The sequence below is a fragment of the Paraburkholderia sp. XV genome, assembly GCF_020177535.1.
Taxonomy (GTDB): domain Bacteria; phylum Pseudomonadota; class Gammaproteobacteria; order Burkholderiales; family Burkholderiaceae; genus Paraburkholderia; species Paraburkholderia caribensis.
In genome coordinates this window covers 18,705-34,840 of sequence record NZ_JAGUUD010000053.1, presented here as the reverse complement: position 1 = coordinate 34,840, position 16,136 = coordinate 18,705, and the positions used below count along the sequence as shown (strand labels likewise).

The window sequence follows — 16,136 nt, the reverse complement described above, 5'->3', positions numbered from 1 at the left end:
CTGCCCCGGGACGCTCGCGCTGCTATGATAGGCGCCCTCTGAAGGAGCCAACCATGCCCGAACTCACTCATTTCGACGCAGCCGGCCAGGCGCATATGGTCGACGTAGGCGGCAAGGCGGAGACCAAACGCATCGCGGTCGCGCGCGGCACGATCCGCATGCTGCCCGCCACGTTCGACCTGATCCGCAAAGGCGAAGCGAAGAAAGGCGACGTGATCGGCATCGCGCGCATCGCCGCGATCCAGGGCGCGAAGCGCACCGCCGATCTGATTCCCTTGTGTCATCCGCTGGCGCTCACCCGCGTTGCCGTCGATTTCGAGCTGGACGAGTCGGGCCCTGCGGTGCATTGCCGCGTGCAGGTCGAGACGCTCGGCAGAACGGGGGTCGAGATGGAAGCGCTGACGGCCGTGCAGGTCGGGCTGCTGACGGTCTACGACATGTGCAAGGCCGTAGATCGCGGGATGACCATCACCGATGTTCGAGTGCTTGAGAAACACGGCGGGAAGTCGGGGGATTGGGTGGCGGACTGAGGTTTTGCGGCGCGCCTGCGTAGCTTGCCTGTTAAGGGTTCCCCACTCTCGCTGAAGCGGCGGCGCGTCCGACGCGCCGCCTTCGTACTTGACGGCCGAGGCATCAATCCTCGTCGTCGCCCTCTTCGTCATCGCTATTGTTGATGTCCTTCGGCGGCGTGCCGTACTTCTTCATCAGTTCCGCCTTGAACGCCCCCAGCGTCTTCTGCTGATCGCACAAATCGTACAGATAGGCGAGCTGCGAAGGCCAGTCATGCAGTTCCTCAGCGAAGATCTTCAGACGGTCGACGGTATCGAACGCACCGTTGGTGTCGCCGCTCAACGCCTGCAACACCGCGTAACGGCGCAGCACCGTTTCGCCCGGCAACAGCGCCATCGCCTGGCGATGCATCGCGAGCTTGTGCGGCAGATCCTGCGAGTTCATCGGCAAGAGCGTCGCCATCCCGTACTCGCCCCACGCGCCGAACAGGAACGACGGGTCTTCACGATACTGGTCGAACGGACGCGAGCCGTAATACAGCACTTCGGAACGCGCATAGTCGCGGTAGATCGGATACAGCGCAGCCAGTCCGCCGAACACGATCACAAGGAACGCGCCGAACGACATGCCGCCCGGAATCAGCCGCAGCGGCTTCGTGTCGAGCAGGCCGATCACGAACATCGCCGGCAGCAGGAAGAACATGTACTGCTGCGGATACTCGACAAGCGCATGCATCACCAGCACGCCGATCAGCGCGAGACCGAACACGCGCGCGGCCGTATGCGGCGCACGCACGACGCGCACGAACCAGGCAGCGAGACCGAGCAGCACGATACCCAGTCCGATCAGCCCCGTCTTAGCCAGCAGATCGATAAAGATGTCGTGCGAGTTATTGGCAATCTCGACGCCGCCCAGCGCTTTCGCAAGATCGTACTGGTAGCGCGGAAATTCGCCCCAGCCGACACCTAGCAACGGATGCGTGCGGAACATCGTCCAGCCGTACTTCCACAGCGCGAGACGCGGTGCGATCTGGCTCGAATCCTTCATGCGCTCGGCAGCGGACTGCGCCAGACCGAGATCGTAGTGAACGTTCGCCCAGCGGATCGCCGCATTCACCGCGAAGAACAATACGGCGAGCACGACGGGAATCAACCACTCGCGATTGCTGCGGCGGCGCGACGGATTGCGGCGCTGTTCGGCAAACGCCATCCAGAACCCCGCGACGACGATCACGCCCATCTGCAGCCACGGTCCGCGCGACACGGTCAACGCCAGGCCGCCCGAAAAGATCGCCGACACGAGCAGCCAGATGAACACGTTGATGCGCCGCGTCTGGACGAGGTACATCGCACCCGCCGTTGCGAACGCGATGTATGTTGCAAGGTGATTGGCCTGCGCCATGTTGCCGAACGGCCGGCGCTCGGTCAGCACGCTGTAGGCAACCACGAGCGGCGTCACCTTGACCTCGAGGTGAAACAGCTGGATGGTTTGGCAGAACACCGCGAAGAGGCCGCCCACGACCAGCGCGAACGCCGCCACCGTGAACGCGTTTTCCGTCAGATTCGCCCGGCTGAAACCAAAGCCGGCGTGCGTGGCCATGAACGCGGCAAGCAGGAAGCCGGCGCCGAGCCAGTTCATCGACGGTTGCGCGACCGGTAGTACGAGCGACTGCGCGACCAGCACGAGCCCGAACCCGAGCGGCACGAGCGCGGCAACGGGCGACGCGAACGCGACGCGCGGCCGTGCCGTCGACACCAGAAACGCGATGCCCGCGCCCAGCAGCAGATAGAGCGACAGCGCCGTGAACTCGGCGTAGAAGGTCGGAATCGGATACGTGTGGTTGACCACTGCATACGGCAGGATCAACGCACACGCCAACAGGAACAGTGAAAGATAGCGTGCGAAGGGGGTGGGCATGAGTAACCGGGGACGTCAGCAACCGGCGCACTATACAAAAAAATCCTTACGCTGTGCGCCGGCTCGGCGGAAATAACCCGGAATCCGGCCGCAGCATGGAAACTTTTGCCGCGATCTTTGATGCGGGTTCGGTTTATACCTGGCTTATGCCGGACTCATGCCCGGCTTACGTCGTGACATCCCCACGCCATCTTAGCTGCGGCATTCGGGCGGCGCGAGATTCCCCGGCAGGGTCGGTGCATCGGCGGGCAACGGTCCTGCTCCCGGAGCCGGCAACGACGAGGCAGCCTTGCCGCCTGCGAAGCATTCCCACGTGATGGTCCCTTTCTGCGCCGCGCCTTTCGTCAGCGCAACGCGGGCTGTGGGCGTGTCGGCGCTGTCGGGCGCGGACGGCACGAACACGATCGTGTTCGCGCCTTCGTCCGACACGCGCGCCGTGAACGCCACGGTAATCTGGCCAGTGTCGTCGTCGATATGGATGGACTGCACGTTGCGCGTGGCGGGCGGCGACGTATAGCCGCTGCCAAACGCGTTGCCGCTGCCGGCGTTCTCGCCGACGGTCAACTGCGCCGCCGACGCCAGCGACAATCCTTCGCCGACGCGGCTGCGCGCGAGATAGTCCTGATACGCGGGAATCGCATACGCGGCGATCACGCCGACGATGGCCAGCACGATCATCAGTTCGATCAGTGTGAAGCCCCACCAGCGCCTGACGCGGGCGAGCGGGCCAAGCCGCGGGCGCGGCGCGCGGGCGCGCAGCCAGGGCGCACAAAACGTGGACAACGAAGCAACGGCAACGATAGCGGTCATCTGCAGACTCCTCAAAACGAAAGCGCCTGTCCCGGGAATCAGGACAGGCGCTTCGATCGTAGCGAGCCGCGAATCGCGCGGGCAGTCGGCCGAATGGCTAATGGTGCGCGGGCGGATGGATCGGTAAAGTGACTGCGGTCAATGCGTTCCCGGCGGCGTATTGCCCGCAATGCGGCTGGCGTTGCGACGCTTGAGCGCGTAGCCGAGGATCACGACGAACAGCGCGCAAGCGATGCTCATGCCGTACTCGGCAACAGGCGTATCGAGCACGGGCCAACGGTCGCCCGCCGGGTCGTTGACGATGAGCCCGCCCGCGATCCAGCCGAGCAGCGCGCCACCCAGCGTAATGACGACGGGGTAACGGTCCAGAAGCTTGAGCACGAGCTGGCTGCCCCAGACGATCAGCGGAATGCTGACGATCAGCCCGAACACGACGAGGGCGATGCGGTGATGCGGTTCGGCAGCCTCGGCAGCGCCCGCGATCGCGATCACGTTGTCGAGGCTCATCACGGCGTCGGCCACGATGATCGTCTTGATGGCCGTGACCAGCTTGTCGGCGGGTTTGACATTCGCGTGCGCATCGGGCGCGGGCGCGAGCAGGCGCACGCCGATCCACAGCAGCAACAGGCCGCCCGCGAACTTGAGCAACGGCACGTCGAGCAGCGCGACGGCAAACGCAATCAGCGCGACGCGCAGCAGGATTGCGCCCAGCGTCCCCCACAGCACGCCTTTCGTGCGCTGCGCGGGCGGCAGGTTGCGGCAGGCGAGCGCGATCACGACTGCGTTGTCGCCACCCAGCAGGATGTCGATGACGATGATCTGGAAGACGGCGCCCCAATGGAGCGTGGTGAGGAATTCGAGCATGGAAAGCAGGATAGAAGGTAGCGAAAGCGAACGGCAACAAAAAAGCGAGGCAGCAATTGCTCGCTCCCTCGCTTGTCGTCGCGTCTTACGAAAGGCCTTCGTAAGAGTATCAAAAAACGTCAGCAATAGCCGACGTTTCTTGAATTATCGCAACACTTCTTACAGCATCGCCTTCAGAAGACGCGCCATTTCCGACGGGTTCTTCGTGACCTTGATACCGCATGCGTCCATGATTTCCAGCTTGGCATCTGCCGTGTCCGCACCGCCCGAGATCAGCGCGCCGGCGTGGCCCATGCGCTTGCCCGGAGGCGCCGTGACACCGGCGATGAAGCCAACCACCGGCTTCTTCATGTTGTCCTTGATCCAGTACGCAGCGTTCGCTTCGTCCGGACCGCCGATTTCGCCGATCATGATCACGGCGTCCGTATCCGGATCGTCGTTGAACATCTTCATGACGTCGATGTGCTTCAGACCGTTGATCGGGTCGCCGCCGATACCGACTGCCGACGACTGGCCGAGGCCGATCGCCGTCAGTTGGCCGACTGCTTCATACGTCAGCGTGCCCGAACGCGACACGACGCCGATGCGGCCCTTGCGGTGGATGTGACCCGGCATGATGCCGATCTTCAGTTCGTCCGGCGTGATCGTGCCCGGGCAGTTCGGTCCGAGGAGCAACGTCTTGCGGCCCTCGCGGCGCATACGGTCCTTGACTTCGATCATGTCGCGAACGGGGATGCCTTCCGTGATACAGATCGCGAGATCGAGATCGGCTTCGACGGCTTCCCAGATTGCAGCAGCGGCGCCTGCGGGCGGCACGTAGATGACCGAGACGGTCGCGCCCGTTTCTTCCTTGGCTTCCTTCACGCTAGCGTAGATAGGAATGCCTTCGAAGTCTTCGCCAGCCTTCTTCGGGTTCACGCCCGCGACGAATGCTTCGCGGCCGTTTGCGTATTCACGGCATGCGCGCGTGTGGAACTGACCGGTCTTGCCGGTGATGCCCTGCGTGATGACCTTGGTGTCTTTGTTGATCAGAATCGACATGTATTGACCTCTGTTCGTTTGGTGGCGCGCTCAACGCGTCCCGCGCGGCAAATAGCGTTTGCCCGCGACGCTCGCGCGCCGCCATTCGTAATCCGGTGATATGCGCCGGGGCGATCAGGCCTTGCCTGCGGCAGCCGCGACAACCTTCTGCGCAGCTTCTTCCATGCTGTCTGCCGAGATGATCGGCAGGCCGGAATCGGCCAGCATCTTCTTGCCGAGGTCTTCGTTCGTGCCCTTCATGCGCACGACGAGCGGCACTTGCAGATCGACCGCCTTCGAAGCCGCGATCACGCCTTCCGCGATCACGTCGCAACGCATGATGCCGCCGAAGATGTTGACGAGAATCGCCGTCAGGTTCGGGTTCTTCAGCATCAGCTTGAACGCTTCCGTGACCTTCTCGGTCGTCGCACCACCGCCGACGTCCAGGAAGTTCGCCGGTTCGCCGCCGAACAGCTTGATCGTGTCCATCGTCGCCATCGCCAGACCGGCGCCGTTCACCAGGCAGCCGATGTTGCCGTCGAGCGAGATGTACGCGAGATCGAACTTCGACGCTTCGACTTCAGCCGGATCTTCTTCGTCCAGATCGCGGTAAGCGACGATTTCCGGATGACGGAACAGTGCGTTCGAATCGAAGTTGAACTTGGCGTCCAGCGCGATAACCTTGCCGTCGCCCGTCAGGATCAGCGGGTTGATTTCGGCCAGGGATGCGTCCGTTTCCCAGAATGCCTTGTACAGGCCTTGCAGGATCGCGCGTGCTTGCGGGATCGATGCGTCGGGCACGCCGATCTTCTTCGCGAGATCGTCTGCTTCGGCGTCTTTCAGACCCGTCGACGGATCGACCGCGATCTTGTGGATCAGCTCGGGCGTCTTTTCCGCGACTTCTTCGACGTCCATGCCGCCTTCGCTCGACGCCATCACGACGATCTTTTGCGAAACGCGATCGATCACGAGACCGACATACAGTTCCTTCTTGATGTCAGCGCCTTCTTCGATCAGCAGGCGATTCACCTTCTGGCCTTCCGAGCCCGTCTGGTGCGTGACGAGTTGCATGCCGAGGATCTGGTTCGAGTACTCGCGAACCTGGTCCAGCGACTTCGCGACCTTCACGCCGCCACCCTTGCCACGGCCACCCGCGTGGATCTGAGCCTTGACGACCCACACCGGGCCGCCGAGCTCTTCAGCGGCCTTGACCGCATCGTCCACCGAGAAGACCGGCTTGCCGCGCGGTACCGCGACTCCGAATTTCCGCAGGATTTCCTTACCCTGGTACTCGTGAATCTTCATGCGTGATTCCCTTCAGTCTGAGAGTTGGATTGAACTTCGCTTCCGGCTGGACCGCTTACTCGGGACGCGCCGTCTTCACGGCCTGTCCGTCGGGTGCGGCATCCGCGCGATCCGCTGAACGCGGCGCGTGGCCGTACCAGCGCGGATAAAACTGTCGCACCGCCTCACCGTCGAACCGCAGCGCATGGCAGCGGCCCAACTGGAATGGCGGTTTGTCGTTTGATTGCTCGCTCGCCTGTTCGCTTGCTTGCCCGCTTGAAGCGTTGTCTTGGGCGTCTTGTCCCGTGCTGCCCTGCGTGCCTCGGGTTGAACCGTCTGCCGATCCACTGCGTGAACCTGCGTGCTCCTCGCTTCCTGGCCTGCCTTTGTCGGTATTCCACACGTCGCCCGCGAACGCCTGGATGGCGGCAGTCGGCAGAACTGCGCACAACTCGGTGAGATGCGTGCAACCTGTCGTGCCGGCCAGCAAACGGGCAGCATCGCGACGAAAGTTTTGCAACAGATTGAGCCCGATGAGGGCGCGATAGGCGGGATTGGAGGCTTCACACAGACCGGGATACGGAACCCAGTCGGACGACGCTTCAGCGTCGACGACATTGAGCTTGCGATCGATCGTGATGCGGAGCCAGAGTTCATGGATCGGCGAGCCGTTCGGCCGGACACCCGACGCAAGCGCCACGTCACGTGGCTTGTCGTCGGTGAGGCATGCCTCGATATCCCACAGGCCATCTTCACGCTCGTATGCGTCCGCTCGGATTGCGCGGCGATGGCGCAACTGTCGGGACACTGGCGGGGAGAGCGGCATGCGAGAACAAAGGCCGGATTTAAGAACCGTTGAATTTTAGCATACTGGGTATTTGAGACTGCCCGAAGCCCGCACAGGCTTGATGGGAGAGGGTTTGAGCGATCTTGAGGATGGCGTTTCGGCGAGGCGTTTCGTGCAGTGCGTCATTTTCTTGCGCGCCGCACGCTGCCTTACTCGGACGGCCACTCTTCGTCGATACCCTTGAGAATCTTCCCGATGATTCCCTGAGAAAAACCTCGTGTGGCAAGAAAGCGCGCCTGCTTTGCGCGCTCGCTGGGCGTTTCGGGCAACGTGCCAAACTTTTTGCGCCAGACGGCCTGAGCCCGCGCAAGTTCGGTTTCACGCAACTGCGCGCTCACCTCTTCGACCAGTTCCTGTCCGACCGAATGACGCTTGAGTTCATTGACGATGCGGCCCGCGCCCATGCGCGACGCACGCCGATTCAGCAGGCTTTCCGCGAAACGGGAATCCGACAACCAGCCTTCGCTTTCGAGCGAGTCCAGCAATGCGTCGATTGATTCGCCCTCTTCCGCGTACGGCGAGAGCTTGCGCGACAACTCCGCGCGACTGTACTCGCGGCGCGAAAGATAGCCGAGCGCACGGCCTTTGAGAGAGCGCGCGGGACGTTGTGAAGCGCGGGTCGCTGTGTCGGCGGGTTTGCCGGGTTTGCCTTCGCCTGGCTGGCGACGCGAGCGCGTGTAGGTGACTTCTACGCTACCGGCATCCGCATCCGGGCGTTCACGCGAAGCGGGAGTCAGGCCCGCGGCACGATCGTGAGCATCGAACGATTCGAATGGATCGAAGCTGTCGGACGACGAGTCGTTTGAAAACGATGCTGATCGAGAAACAGACGGGCTTGAAGATGAGCGTGACGACGATTCGAATGCATCGTCGTCACGCGGGCCGCCCGTGCTGCGTCCTGCGCCCGCAGTCGAGGAAGCAGAGCGGCCCTTGCGTATCACGCGACGATTACTCCTCTTCGCCCACTTCCTCGTCGGCACTGACGGCAGCGCCCGCCGGCATGGCATTCACGCCCAGCGATTCACGGATACGGTTTTCGATCTCGCGTGCAATGTCCGGATTCTCGCGCAGAAATTCACGCGCGTTGTCCTTGCCCTGGCCAATGCGTTCGCCGCTGTAGCTGTACCAGGCGCCCGCCTTGTCGACGATCTTGGCCTGCACGCCGAGGTCGATGATTTCGCCCTGACGCGAGATGCCTTCGCCGTAGAGAATGTCGAAGATGGCTTCGCGGAACGGCGGCGACACCTTGTTCTTCACGACCTTCACGCGCGTTTCGTTGCCGATCACTTCGTCGTTCTTCTTGATCGAACCGATGCGGCGAATGTCGAGACGCACCGATGCGTAGAACTTCAGCGCGTTACCACCCGTGGTGGTTTCCGGGTTGCCGAACATCACGCCGATCTTCATACGGATCTGGTTGATGAAGATCACGAGGCAGTTCGTACGCTTGATCGTGCCCGTCAGCTTGCGCAGCGCCTGCGACATCAGACGCGCCTGCAGACCCGGCAGCGAATCGCCCATTTCACCTTCGATTTCGGCCTTCGGCACCAGCGCCGCAACCGAGTCGATCACGATCATGTCGATCGAACCCGAACGCACCAGCGCGTCCGCGATTTCGAGCGCCTGTTCGCCCGTGTCTGGCTGCGAAACCAGCAGGTCGCTGACGTTCACGCCGAGCTTTTGCGCGTATTGAATATCAAGCGCGTGTTCCGCGTCGATGAACGCCGCCGTGCCGCCGATTTTCTGCATTTCGGCGATGACCTGCAGCGTCAGCGTGGTTTTACCCGACGATTCCGGCCCGTAGATTTCCACCACACGGCCACGCGGCAGACCGCCAACGCCCAGCGCGATGTCGAGGCCCAGCGATCCCGTGGAGACCACCTGGATATCTTCGACTGCCTCACCCTGGCCGAGCCGCATGACCGACCCTTTGCCGAACTGCTTTTCGATCTGCGCAAGCGCGGCCGCGAGTGCCTTGCTCTTTTCCGCAGTCAGTCCAGCCGAGCCTTTCTTGCTTTCTTCCATGAATCGTCCTTTGCTATGATGAACGGCGTCTGAGGCAGGTGTGCAGGCCGTTGTAAACCCGGTTCGACCAACCAGCACGCTAAACGCAGACACTGTATAAAAAAACAGTAGTCTTGGCAAGCCCGATTCACATGCGGACGTCCACATGTGCAAACGGACAACACCGACTACCAACAAATTTTTCGGAGACGCTGTGCGCCGGAGCGCCCCGGTGCCGGCCGGGCAGGGCGCATCATGCGAATTCTCATTGCCGAAGACGACAGCATACTCGCGGACGGTCTCGTCCGATCACTCCGCCAATCGGCATACGCCGTTGACCATGTGAAGACGGGAGCCGAAGCGGATACCGCGTTGTCGATGCAGACTTTCGACCTCGTCATCCTCGATCTCGGACTGCCGAAAATGTCCGGCCTCGAAGTGCTGCGTCGCCTGCGCGCGCGCAATTCGAACGTGCCCGTACTGATCCTGACGGCAGCCGACAGCGTCGACGAGCGCGTCAAAGGCCTCGATCTCGGCGCCGACGATTACATGGCCAAGCCCTTCGCGCTGAACGAGCTCGAAGCCCGCGTGCGCGCCCTCACGCGCCGCGGCGCGGGCGGCGGCCCGACCGTCGTCAAGCACGGCTCGCTGTCGTTCGATCAGGTCGGCCGGATTGCCTATGCCAATGAGCAGGTTATCGATCTGTCCGCGCGTGAGCTAGGATTGCTCGAAGTCCTGTTGCAGCGGATCGGGCGGCTGGTATCGAAGGAACAGCTGGTCGATCACTTGTGCGAATGGGGCGAAGAGGTCAGCAACAACGCGATCGAAGTCTACGTGCACCGGCTGCGCAAGAAGATCGAACCGAGCGGCGTACGCATCATCACCGTGCGCGGGTTGGGTTACTGTCTGGAGAAGGCCGCGCCGCAGACGCCGGCGCAGCAGTCCGAGCCGTCCGACGCGCCCGCTGCCATGCCCGCAAGCCACTACTTCAAGTAAAGGCGTTCCATGTCCGTCCGCGCACCGCGCGCCACGGCGCACGCGGCGGATCTCGACGAAGTCCGCGACGCGCGCTACGCGAATCCTTTCGCGCCGCCCGACGAATCCGAGGCGGCTGCGGAGACGCGTCCGCGTTCGCTGTTCGGCGAAATCCTCGACTGGATGCTCGCGCCGTTGCTGCTGCTCTGGCCGATGAGTCTTGCCGTCACTTATCTGGTGGCGAAATCGATTGCGAACGGACCGTTCGATCGCGCGCTCGAAACCGACGCCTACGTGCTTGCGCGGCAGATTCACCCCGTCAATGGCATCGCCGAACTGACGCTGCCCGATTCGACGCGTGATTTTCTTCGTGCCGACAATATAGATAGCGTGTTCTATCAGGTGCTCGGCACGCGTGGCGAGCTGGTCGCGGGCGACCGCGACATGCCGCTGCCGCGTGAGGAAGACCGGCCTCAACCGGGCATCGTGGAGTTTCGCGACGACATGCTGCGCGGCAACGACATCCGCGTCGCGTACACGACCGTCGAGTTTCCGCAGACGCCAGGCGCGCAGCCGGTGCTCGTGCAGGTAGCTGAAACGCTCGACAAACGCAGCGCGCTCGCCAACGACATCATCAAGGGCGTGATCCTGCCGCAGTTCGTGATCCTCCCGCTCGCGATCCTGCTCGTGTGGTTCGGGCTGTCGCGCGGTCTCGCTCCGCTGCACGCGCTACAGGCGCACATCCGCGCGCGGCGCCCCGACGACCTGTCGCCGCTCGAAGCACGCCGCGCGCCGCCGGAAATCGAGCCGCTGGTCACGTCGTTCAATGATCTGCTGACGCGTCTCGAACAGAACATGGAACTGCAAAAGCGCTTCATCGCCGATGCCGCGCATCAGATGAAGACGCCGCTTGCGGGCTTGCGCACGCAAGCCGAGCTGGCGCTGCGGCAGGAGGCGTCGGCGGAAGTGCATCGCTCGCTCGAGCAGATCGCGACGAGTTCGGAGCACGCCGCGCGGCTCGTCACGCAGCTGCTTGCGCTCGCGCGCGCGGAAAACCGCATGTCCGGCCAGATATTCACGCCCGTCGAGATTGGCGACGTTGCCCGCAGCGCCGTGCGCGACTGGGTCCAGCCCGCGCTCGCCAAGCAGATGGATCTCGGCTACGAAGGCCCGGAATCTCCCGACGAGGCGATTGAAGTAGAAGGCAACCCCGTGATGTTGCGCGAGATGCTGTCGAACCTGATCGACAACGCGATCCGCTACACGCCCGCCGGTGGACGGATCACCGTGAGGGTGCGGCGCGACGATGCGGCCCGCATGGCTCATCTGGAGGTCGAGGACACAGGCCTCGGCATTCCGGCCGCCGAGCGCGAACGCGTAGTCGAGCGCTTCTACCGCATTCTCGGGCGCGAAGGCGACGGCAGCGGGCTGGGCCTCGCGATCGTCCGCGAAATCGCGACCATGCACGGCGGCACGCTTTCGATCGAGGACAACGTCTATCAGACGTCGCCGCGCCTCGCCGGAACGCTGGTTCGTGTCAGTTTGAGGATGATGGACCCTGTACGGGACTTACCCTAATCCGTCAGTTTCACGCGTTTCTGTCAGCCATCACATCACACCGGTTTCGTCGCTATAAGCCCCGTGATAGCCGACATTGCACGCATTAAGCCCGACATTCCGCGATTTCCGACACTCTTAAACAAACCCTTCCCGAGTCAGAACGCCGTAAGTTTCCGCTCCAATAATCGCTAGACGGACCCGCCCGACCTGGCGAGCCGCGACTTATATCAATACTGGAGACGACATATGGCTACCGTAAGCGGGCAAATCTCGCACGCGCCGATGACGAAAGAAGAGAAACGGGTAATCTTCGCGTCATCGTTGGGGACGGTTTTCGAGTGGTACGACTTTTACCTGGCCGGCTCGCTCGCGGCTTTCATTAGCAAGAGCTTTTTCTCAGGCGTCAATCCGACGGCTGCGTTCATCTTTACCCTCCTCGGCTTCGCAGCCGGCTTCGCGGTGCGTCCGTTCGGCGCGCTGGTGTTCGGGCGGCTCGGCGACATGGTCGGGCGCAAGTACACGTTCCTGATCACGATCGTCATCATGGGCCTGTCGACCTGCGTGGTCGGCTTCCTGCCGGGCTATGCGGCGATCGGCATGGCGTCGCCGGTGATCTTCATCGCGATGCGTCTGCTGCAGGGTCTCGCCCTGGGCGGCGAGTACGGCGGCGCCGCGACCTACGTCGCGGAACACGCGCCCGCCAACCGGCGCGGCTTCTACACCGCGTGGATCCAGACGACGGCGACGCTCGGCCTGTTCCTGTCGCTGCTCGTCATTCTCGGCGTGCGCACGGCAATGGGCGAAGACGCATTCGGCACATGGGGCTGGCGCATTCCGTTCGTTGCATCGCTGGTGCTGCTCGGCATCTCGGTGTGGATCCGGATGCAGCTGCACGAGTCGCCGGCTTTCGAGCGCATCAAGGCTGAAGGCAAGACGTCCAAGGCACCGCTGTCGGAAGCGTTCGGCCAATGGAAGAATCTTAAGATCGTGATTCTGGCTCTGATTGGCGTGACGGCTGGCCAGGCAGTTGTCTGGTACACGGGCCAGTTCTATGCGCTGTTCTTCCTGACGCAGACGCTGAAGGTCGATGGCGCTAGCGCGAACATTCTGATCGCGATCGCCCTGCTGATCGGTACGCCGTTCTTCCTGTTCTTCGGTTCGCTGTCCGACCGGATCGGCCGCAAGCCGATCATCATGGCGGGCTGCCTGATCGCGGCGCTGACCTACTTCCCGCTCTTCAAGGCGCTGACGCACTATGCGAACCCGGCGCTCGAAGCCGCGACGCAAAAGTCGCCCATCGTCGTGATCGCAAATCCGGACGAGTGCTCGTTCCAGTTCAATCCGGTCGGCACGTCGAAGTTCACGAGCTCGTGCGACATCGCGAAGAGCGCGCTGTCGAAAGCCGGTCTGAACTACGACAACGTGGCGGCGCCGGCGGGCACGCTCGCACAGATCAAGGTCGGCGACACGACGATCGATACCTATGACGGCAGGGCCGCCGACGCCAAGGACGCGGGCAAGGCGTTCGACAAGAACCTGGGCACCGCCCTGAAGTCGGCCGGCTATCCGCCAAAGGCCGATCCATCGCAGCTCAACTGGCCGATGACGGTTGTGATCCTGACTATCCTCGTGATCTACGTGACGATGGTGTACGGGCCAATCGCGGCGATGCTGGTCGAGATGTTCCCGACGCGGATCCGCTATACGTCGATGTCGCTGCCGTATCACATCGGCAATGGCTGGTTCGGCGGCTTCCTGCCGGCGACGGCATTCGCGATCGTCGCTGCGAAGGGCAATATTTACTCGGGGCTGTGGTATCCGATCATCATCGCGCTGGCGACCTTCGTGATCGGCCTGCTTTTCGTGCGGGAGACCAAAGACTCCAATATTTACGCTCAGGACTGAGCGCGGCGTAGGTGATCTGGAGTTCTCGCAAAAAGTTGTCGCGCGGGGGTTGACAGCCCCCGCCGGCATCTTCATAATCTCGCTTCTTTCGGCGAATTAGCTCAGTCGGTTAGAGCGACGGAATCATAATCCGCAGGTCCGGGGTTCGAATCCCTGATTCGCCACCAGCTTCAAAAAAAGCCGCTGTTTCTCACGAAACAGCGGCTTTTTCATTTCCAGCTCGGTCCCAAACTTAGCCTCGAAAATTCGAAGACCGCGCAACCAGCCCAGACTAACGCGCCCTCTTCACCTATCGACGATCCTCGTCAAATTCCCTCGCACCTTCTGCAGCAACGAAATCAGCTGCCTGGTTTCCTCCTCGGTCAATCCGCTCAGCCCTTCGGCCGCGACCTGATCGCCGACCCGCTTCGCTTCATCCAGCGTCCGCTCCGCCTTCTCCGTAATCCTGATCTGCTTCTCGCGCCGGTCGCGCGGATTGCCTACTCGCTCGATCCAACCGCCCTCCTCCATTCGGTCCAGCAACCGTCCGGCCGAGATAGGCGCGACTTCCAGCAGGTCAGCGAGCCGCGCCTGGTTGATATCGCCGTAAAACGACAGGTACGCGAGTGCCCGGCACTGCGCGCGCGTCAGATCGATCGACAGCCGCGCGAGGTCGTCGAACCGCTTGCCGACCAGCCGGCCGACATCCGAAATGAGAAAGCCGAAGCGCTCGTCAAAATGGGTTTTCATCGCGCGATTATACGAAGCGGCGCGCCACGCCAATTTCCCCAAAGCGCGCCATACGCCCAAAACCCGCAGCGTACAACGGACTCCGGGAAACTCAGCGTATGCATAAGAATCGTCGGTCTATACAATAAGCATGCTTACTATTTATAAGACCCCCGCCTCATGGCCTCCGATTCGCCGGCAACAAAGCCCGCCGTCGAGCTGAACCGTCCGATGATCACGATCGCGATCATGCTCGCGACGCTGATGCAGACGCTCGACAGCACCATCGCCAACGTCGCGCTCCCGCATATGCAGGGCACCTTGTCGGCATCGCAGGATGAGATCACGTGGGTACTGACGTCCTACATCGTGGCCGCCGCGATCGCGACGCCGCTGACAGGCTGGCTGTCTGACCGGCTGAGCGTCAAGCGGTTGCTGATGTTCGCAGTGGGCGGCTTCACGATTGCATCGGCGTTGTGCGGGCTGTCCGAAACGCTGACGCAGATCGTCGCGTCGCGGCTGCTGCAGGGCATCTTCGGCGCCTCGCTCGTGCCGCTGTCGCAATCGATCCTGCTCGACATCAATCCGCGCGAGAAACAAGGCCAGGCGATGGCCGTGTGGGGCATGGGCGTGATGGTCGGCCCGATTCTCGGCCCGACGCTCGGCGGCTGGCTCACCGACAGCTACAACTGGCGCTGGGTGTTCTTCATCAACGTGCCGATCGGCGCGTTCGCGCTATTCGGCATACTGACCTTCCTTCCGACACGCGAGCCAAAGCATGACGCGAAGTTCGACGCGTTCGGCTTCGCAACGCTGGGTCTCGCCATCGGCGCATTGCAGGCGATGCTCGACCGCGGCGAACAGCTCGACTGGTTTGGCTCGCATGAGATCGTGATCGAAGCACTGATTGCGTCGATCAGTTTCGCGTTCTTCATCGCGCATACAGCGACCGTCGGCAAGACGTCGTTCTTCAAGTACGAACTGCTAAAAGACCGCAACTTCGCGACGGGTACGTTTTTCATCTTCATCATCGGCGCGGTGATGTACGCGACACGCGCGCTGCTCCCGCCGATGCTGCAGAACCTGATGAACTATCCCGTCGCGACGACGGGTCTCGTGACGGCGCCGAGCGGCGCGGGGACGATGATCGCAATGCTGTTCGCGGGACGCCTGCTCAAACATGTCGACGCACGCCTGATGCTGCTCGCGGGCTTCGTCGTATCGGCGTTCGCGCTGTGGCAGATGATGCAATACACGATCGTGCTGTCGGAGTCGGATATCGTGTGGCCCGGCGTGATCCAGGGCTTCGGCCTGGGTCTCGTGTTCGTGCCGCTGAGCGCGCTGACGTTCTCGACGCTGACACCCGCGCTGCGCGCTGACGGCACCGCCACGTATAGCCTGATGCGCAATATCGGCAGCAGTATCGGCATTTCGATCGTGCAGACGCTGCTTACGCGCAACACGCAGGTCTCGCATTCAGATCTGGCCGCGAACGTGACAGCGTTCAACCCCGTGGTTGCGCCGATTCTCGCAACGGGTTCGCGCATGGACATGGCCGTGCTCGATGGGTCGATCACGCAGCAGGCCGCGATGATTGCGTATCTGAACGACTTCAAGCTGATGTTCGTCGCGACGCTGGCCGTGATCCCGCTCGTGCTGCTGATTCGCCCGTCGCGCAAGGCGCCTGACGAATCCGTCGCGCACGCGGCGATGGATTGAGCCGTACGCTTGT

The 16,136-nt window shown here is 62.5% G+C and carries 14 protein-coding genes and 1 tRNA gene; 6 read left to right on the top strand and 9 right to left on the bottom strand.

The features are described 5' to 3' along the window. Nucleotides 1-53: 53 nt before the first annotated feature. Complete coding sequence (gene moaC / locus KFO72_RS23245) at nt 54-530, top strand: cyclic pyranopterin monophosphate synthase MoaC (RefSeq protein WP_054929777.1); 477 nt, start codon at nt 54-56, stop codon at nt 528-530. A 103-nt stretch (nt 531-633) separates the two neighbouring features. Here the strand turns inward: moaC and KFO72_RS23240 are convergent, their stop codons facing one another. From KFO72_RS23240 to recA, 8 genes are all read right to left on the bottom strand, one after another. Continuing rightward, a complete protein-coding gene (locus tag KFO72_RS23240; protein ID WP_060602271.1) occupies nt 634-2,427 on the bottom strand; it encodes a PglL family O-oligosaccharyltransferase in 1,794 nt (597 codons plus the stop codon). 192 nt (nt 2,428-2,619) lie between these two features. Next, complete coding sequence (locus KFO72_RS23235; RefSeq protein WP_107202135.1) at nt 2,620-3,237, bottom strand: pilin; 618 nt, start codon at nt 3,235-3,237, stop codon at nt 2,620-2,622. A 138-nt stretch (nt 3,238-3,375) separates the two neighbouring features. Further along, nucleotides 3,376-4,101 carry a TerC family protein gene (locus tag KFO72_RS23230; protein WP_054929774.1) on the bottom strand — a complete coding sequence of 242 codons (726 nt, stop codon included), beginning with the start codon at nt 4,099-4,101 and terminating at the stop codon, nt 3,376-3,378. Nucleotides 4,102-4,260: 159 nt separating this feature from the next. Further along, nucleotides 4,261-5,142 (bottom strand): succinate--CoA ligase subunit alpha, encoded by an 882-nt coding sequence (gene sucD / locus KFO72_RS23225; protein WP_054929773.1) that lies wholly within the window; start codon nt 5,140-5,142, stop codon nt 4,261-4,263. A 114-nt stretch (nt 5,143-5,256) separates the two neighbouring features. After that, the gene (gene sucC, locus KFO72_RS23220) at nt 5,257-6,426 is read right to left on the bottom strand and encodes an ADP-forming succinate--CoA ligase subunit beta (protein ID WP_225033141.1); all 1,170 of its coding nucleotides are present in this window, start codon (nt 6,424-6,426) and stop codon (nt 5,257-5,259) included. Between the two features lie 55 nt (nt 6,427-6,481). Then, complete coding sequence (locus tag KFO72_RS23215; protein WP_176052986.1) at nt 6,482-7,231, bottom strand: DUF2889 domain-containing protein; 750 nt, start codon at nt 7,229-7,231, stop codon at nt 6,482-6,484. A 170-nt stretch (nt 7,232-7,401) separates the two neighbouring features. Then, on the bottom strand, nt 7,402-8,193 hold the full coding sequence (recX, locus tag KFO72_RS23210; protein WP_225033140.1) for a recombination regulator RecX: 792 nt from the start codon (nt 8,191-8,193) through the stop codon (nt 7,402-7,404). 7 nt (nt 8,194-8,200) lie between these two features. Then, nucleotides 8,201-9,277: a recombinase RecA gene (gene recA, locus KFO72_RS23205; protein WP_054929770.1), complete on the bottom strand. Its 1,077-nt coding sequence runs from the start codon at nt 9,275-9,277 to the stop codon at nt 8,201-8,203. 234 nt (nt 9,278-9,511) lie between these two features. Here recA and KFO72_RS23200 point away from each other — a divergent pair, with 234 nt between their 5' ends. The 4 genes from KFO72_RS23200 to KFO72_RS23185 all read left to right on the top strand — a co-directional run bounded on the left by KFO72_RS23200 (nt 9,512) and on the right by KFO72_RS23185 (nt 13,863). After that, the gene (locus tag KFO72_RS23200) at nt 9,512-10,252 is read left to right on the top strand and encodes a response regulator transcription factor (RefSeq protein WP_007586121.1); all 741 of its coding nucleotides are present in this window, start codon (nt 9,512-9,514) and stop codon (nt 10,250-10,252) included. A gap of 9 nt (nt 10,253-10,261) precedes the next feature. Beyond that, on the top strand, nt 10,262-11,809 hold the full coding sequence (locus tag KFO72_RS23195; protein ID WP_054929769.1) for a sensor histidine kinase: 1,548 nt from the start codon (nt 10,262-10,264) through the stop codon (nt 11,807-11,809). Nucleotides 11,810-12,037: 228 nt separating this feature from the next. Further along, nucleotides 12,038-13,696, top strand: coding sequence for an MFS transporter (locus KFO72_RS23190; RefSeq protein ID WP_054929768.1), 1,659 nt, complete (start codon nt 12,038-12,040; stop codon nt 13,694-13,696). A 90-nt stretch (nt 13,697-13,786) separates the two neighbouring features. Then, a tRNA-Met gene (locus KFO72_RS23185) sits at nt 13,787-13,863 on the top strand. Between the two features lie 118 nt (nt 13,864-13,981). On the opposite strand, the gene KFO72_RS23180 is transcribed toward KFO72_RS23185, so the two are convergent. Beyond that, nucleotides 13,982-14,425: a MarR family winged helix-turn-helix transcriptional regulator gene (locus KFO72_RS23180; RefSeq protein ID WP_054929754.1), complete on the bottom strand. Its 444-nt coding sequence runs from the start codon at nt 14,423-14,425 to the stop codon at nt 13,982-13,984. A 159-nt stretch (nt 14,426-14,584) separates the two neighbouring features. On the opposite strand from KFO72_RS23180, the gene KFO72_RS23175 reads away from it, so the two are divergent. Further along, entirely contained in the window at nt 14,585-16,123 is a 1,539-nt protein-coding gene (locus KFO72_RS23175; RefSeq protein WP_225033139.1) for a DHA2 family efflux MFS transporter permease subunit, read from the top strand. Nucleotides 16,124-16,136: the final 13 nt, after the last annotated feature.